Annotated in this window: 3 protein-coding genes and 1 pseudogene; all 4 read left to right on the forward strand. The window is 63.0% G+C overall.

Features of this window, described 5'->3' with window-relative positions:
* Positions 1–1,794, forward strand: a 1,794-nt coding sequence (locus EN935_RS22195; protein WP_127373617.1) for a CocE/NonD family hydrolase, incomplete at its 5' end; no start/stop codon positions are given.
* Between the two features lie 154 nt (positions 1,795–1,948).
* Positions 1,949–3,535 (forward strand): ABC transporter substrate-binding protein, encoded by a 1,587-nt coding sequence (locus tag EN935_RS22200; protein WP_109665565.1) that lies wholly within the window; start codon positions 1,949–1,951, stop codon positions 3,533–3,535.
* 16 nt (positions 3,536–3,551) lie between these two features.
* Complete coding sequence (locus EN935_RS22205; protein WP_127262629.1) at positions 3,552–4,511, forward strand: ABC transporter permease; 960 nt, start codon at positions 3,552–3,554, stop codon at positions 4,509–4,511.
* Between the two features lie 9 nt (positions 4,512–4,520).
* Positions 4,521–4,905, forward strand: a pseudogene (locus EN935_RS22210) (ABC transporter permease); the annotation flags it as partial.

A 4,905-nucleotide genomic window follows, 5' to 3' on the forward strand; every position in this document is an offset into this window, starting at 1 on the left:
ACGCATCCCTATTTCGCCGGCAACGGCTACGCCTCGATCCGCGTCGACATGCGCGGCAACGGTGATTCCGAAGGGCTGATGGACGACGAATATTCCGAGCAGGAATTGCAGGACGCCTGCGACGTCATCGCCTGGGCGGCAAGCCAACCTTGGTGCAACGGCAATGTCGGCATGATGGGCATTTCCTGGGGCGGCTTCAACTGCCTGCAGGTGGCGGCCAAGCAGCCGCCAGCGCTAAAAGCGGTGATCAGCCTGTGCTCGACCGTCGACCGCTATGCCGACGACATCCACTACAAGGGCGGCTGCCTGCTGATCGAGAATTTCGGCTGGGCCTCGACCATGCTCTCCTACTCGTCGCGGCCGCCGGACCCGCTGCTGGCCGGCGACAACAGATGGCGCGATCTATGGCTGACCCGGCTGGAGAACCAGTCCTTCCTGGCACCTCTGTGGCTGAAGCACCAGCACCGCGATGCCTACTGGAAGCGCGGCTCGATCTGCGAGGATTTTTCCGCCGTCAAAGCCGCGGTGCTGTCGATCGGCGGCTGGCATGACGGCTACCGCAACACCGTCTCGCATCTGGCCAGCAACATCGAAGCCCCGGTCAAGGGCATCATCGGGCCGTGGATCCACAAATACCCGCACTACGCCGGGCCTAAGCCCGCCATCGGCTTCCTGCAGGAGGCGTTGCGCTGGTGGGACCGCTGGCTGAAGGATGTCGACACCGGCGTCGAGGCCGACCCTGCCTACCGCGCCTATGTGATGGACAGCGTGCGTCCGGCACGCTGGCATCCCGAGCGACCAGGCCGCTGGGTGGCGGAGCAGGAATGGCCCTCGCCAACCATCAAGACGCAAACGGTCGATCTGATCCCCGCAGGCGAACCCGCCATCGTCGCATCGCCGCAAAGCTGCGGCCTGGCCGGCGGCGAGTATTTCCCGTTCACCTTCGGCCCGGAACTGCCCGGCGATCAGCGCCCCGACGATGCCTTGTCGGTGTGTTTCGACCAGCCGGAACTCAACGAGGCGATCGACATCGTCGGCGCGCCCGAAGTTGAGGTGCGGCTATCCTCCGATCGTCCGCAGGCCAATATCGCGGTCCGGCTGTGCGACGTGCATCCCGACGGTGCCTCGGAGCTGATTTCCTATGGCGTGCTCAATCTGACGCATCGCAACTCGCACGAATTCCCGGAAGCACTGGTGCCGGGTGAAATCGTCTCAGTGCGCGCCGTGCTCGATCAATGCGCCTACCGCGTTCCGGCCGGCCACCGGCTGCGCGTTGCCGTTTCGAACACCTATTGGCCTGCCATCTGGCCATCGCCGGAGCCGGTCCAGCTCACCTTGTCGGCGGCGACGCTCAGCTTGCCGCTGCGGCCGCTGGCGACAGGCGACGAAGTGACGTTCGCCGAGCCGGAGGGGGCCACCCCCTGGGCAACAGAGACGATCCGCGCCGCCAATTCCGAGCGTCATGTCGATCGTGACGAAAAAACGGGAATCGTGACACTTTCCATCGATGATGATTTCGGCGAGGTGCGCGATCTCGCTCATGGCCTGGCCAATGGCAGCATCGCTCGCGAGACCTGGACGATCCATCCCGACGATCCGCTGTCGGCCTCGGGAAAGACGCACTGGACGCAGACCCTGTCGCGAAATGGATGGTCGGTGCGCACCGAGACATCGGCCGAAATGCGGTCGGACGCGCAAAACTTCATCGTCAGCGCCAGAATCGAGGCCTATGAGGGCGAGAAACTCGTTTTCGAGCGCAATTTCGAGGAGAAGGTGCCGCGCGCGCTTCTTTGAGCGCCGATTTCGTTGGTCCAATTGCGACGTACGATTTACGCCACGGCATGTCGCATTCGGTCTTGCTTACCGCTTTCCCTTGCGGTCATTATTCTCCTCACAAGAAACAAGAAAAACGACCGCAGAGTCGAACCAACAGAGTGAGGAACTCAATATGTCAAACGAACTCGAATTCCTTAGCCGGCGTGTCGCATCGGGCAAGCTGAGCCGTCGTGATTTTCTCGGCCGGGCGGCAGCGCTCGGTGTCTCCGCACCCTTCGCCAACTCGCTGCTTTCAAGCGCTGCGCGCGCGGCCGGCCCGGTCAAGGGCGGTACGCTGAAGGCCGGCCTGGTCGGCGGCGAATCCACCAACAGCCTCGATCCGGCGCTGATGATGACACAGGTGCCGTTCGCCTTCGGCAAGTGCTGGGGCGAAATGATCGTCGAGCTGTCCCCCGAGGGCAAGCTCGAGAACCGCATCGCCGAGGAGATCGGCTCGTCAGACGACGCCAAGGTTTGGACGCTGAAGATCCGCGACGGCGTCGAATTCCACAACGGCAAGACGGTGACCGCTGAGGACGTGGCCGCCACACTCGAGCGCCATTCCGACGAGAAGTCGAAATCCGGCGCGCTCGGCTACATGAAGGGCATTGAAACCATCAAGGCCAGTGGCAAGGAAGTGGTGCTGACGCTGAAGGAGGCGAACGCCGACCTTCCCTACCTGCTCAGCGACTATCACCTGATCGTCCAGCCGAACGGCGGCAAGGACAAGCCAGATGCCGGCATCTCGGCCGGCCCTTACGTGGTCAAGACCAATGAGCCCGGCGTGCGCCATGGCGCCGAGCGCTTCGCCAATTACTGGCAAGGCGACAAGATGGGCCATGCCGACCAGATCGAGGTCATCGTCATCAACGACGCGACGGCGCGCACGGCCGCCCTGCAGGGCGGCCAGGTCAACATGATCAACCGCGTCGAGCCGAAGATCGTCGACCTGATCAAGCGCCTGCCGGGCGTTACCATCCGCAACCACGCGGGTCCCGGCCACTACGTGTTCATCATGCATTGCAACACGGCGCCGTTCGACAACGCCGATTTGCGCATGGCACTGAAGCTGGCGATCGACCGCGAGGAAATGCTGGACAAGATCCTGCGCGGCTACGGCTCGCTCGGCAACGACTTCCCGATCAATGCGTCCTATCCGCTGTTCACCGAGATCGAGCAGCGCAAGTACGACCCGGACAAGGCCAAGTTCCACTTCAAGAAATCTGGTCACGACGGCTCGGTGCTGCTGCGCACTTCGGATGTCGCCTTCCCCGGCGCCGTCGATGCAGCGCAGCTCTTCCAGCAGAGCGCGGCCAAGGCCGGCATCACGCTCGAGATCAAGCGCGAGCCCGGCGACGGCTACTGGAACGAGGTCTGGAACAAGCAGCCCTTCTGCGCTTCCTACTGGGGCGGCCGCTCGACCCAGGACCAGATGTACTCGACCGCCTATCTGTCGACCGCCGACTGGAACGACACGCGTTTCATCCGTCCGGATTTCGACAAGATGGTGCTGGCGGCGCGCGCCGAGCTCGATGAGGCCAAGCGCAAGCAGATGTACCACGACATGGCCGTCATGGTGCGCGACGACGGTGGCCTGATCCTGCCGATGTTCAACCAGTTCATCGACGCGACCGGCGCCAAGGTCGGCGGCTGGGTCGACGATCCACATCAGGAGCTAATGAACGGCTACGCGCTGGCGAAGTGCTGGCTCGAAGCCTGAGCTTGGCCTTGCGGATATGTCCTCACCCATCTTGAAATTGGTGGCCCAGCGCGTTGCGCTGGGCATTCTCCTCTTGTTGGCCGTTTCGGTCCTGATCTTCGCCGGCACCCAGATCCTTCCCGGCGACGTCGCGCAAGCCATTCTCGGACAGTCGGCGACGCCGGAGTCGCTCGCCAATCTGCGCGAGCAGCTCGGGCTCAACCAGCCGGCCTATCTCAGGTATTTCCATTGGCTGGGCGGCGTGCTGACCGGCGATCTCGGCACGGCTATGTCGAGTGGGCAGGATATCGCCACGTCGATCAAGGGACGGCTGTGGAACACGCTGTTCCTCGCCTTCTGGGCGGCGGTCGTCGCGGTGCCGCTGGCGATTATCCTCGGCCTGATCGCGGTGCGCTACCGCAATGGCTGGGTCGACAAGCTGATCTCAGGACTTGCGCTTGCCTCGACCTCCTTCCCCGAATTCTTCATCGGCTATGTGCTCGTCTATTTCTTCGCCGTGAAATGGCAGATATTCCCCGGCATTTCGACCGTCTATGACGGCATGCCGTTCGGCGAGCGGATGCAGGCGATCGCACTGCCGGCGACGGCGCTGACGCTGGTCGTGCTCGCCCACATGATGCGCATGACACGTGCGGCGATCCTCAATGTCATGCAGTCGGCCTATGTCGAGACGGCGGAACTGAAAGGCCTGTCGGCCTTCAACGTCATCCGCAAGCACGCCTTCCCCAATGCCATCGCGCCGATCATCAATGTCGTCATGCTCAACCTCGCTTATCTCATCGTCGGTGTCGTCGTCGTCGAGGTGATCTTCGTCTATCCGGGCATGGGACAGTATCTGGTCGACCACGTCACCAAACGCGACGTGCCGGTGGTCCAGGCGGTCGGCCTGATCTTCGCCGCAGTCTACATCAGCCTGAACATCATTGCGGACATAGCGGCGATCGTCGCCAATCCGCGTCTCAGACATCCGAAATAGGGGGCGGATATGCTCGATATCAAACGCATCCCCATCCCCGCACTGATCGGCATAGTCCTGACGGCACTGTTCGTGCTGGCGGCGGTCTTCGCACCGTGGATTGCGCCGCACGGCAATGGCGAAATCGTCGGCGATGTCTGGGAACCTATGTCGGCGACCCATTTGCTCGGGACCGACAATCTCGGCCGCGATCTGCTTTCGCGCATGATCTACGGCGCCCGCATCACCCTGTTCATCGCGGTGCTGGCCACCGCGCTGTCGTTCTCGCTCGGCGCCATCCTCGGCTTCTCGGCGGCCGTCTTCGGCGGCTGGTTCGACACGCTGCTGTCCCGTCTCGTCGACCTTTTGATGTCGATCCCGACGCTGATCATGGGTCTCGTCGTGCTCTCCGTGC

This window comes from Mesorhizobium sp. M7D.F.Ca.US.004.03.1.1 (assembly GCF_003998635.1).
Taxonomy (GTDB): Bacteria; Pseudomonadota; Alphaproteobacteria; order Rhizobiales; family Rhizobiaceae; genus Mesorhizobium; species Mesorhizobium loti.

Excerpts from the sequence above, each read along its gene's own strand:
- EN935_RS22200 (WP_109665565.1), top strand. The coding sequence starts at position 1,949 with ATGTCAAACGAACTCGAATTCCTTAGCCGGCGTGTCGCATCGGGCAAG.
- EN935_RS22205 (WP_127262629.1), top strand. The coding sequence starts at position 3,552 with ATGTCCTCACCCATCTTGAAATTGGTGGCCCAGCGCGTTGCGCTGGGC.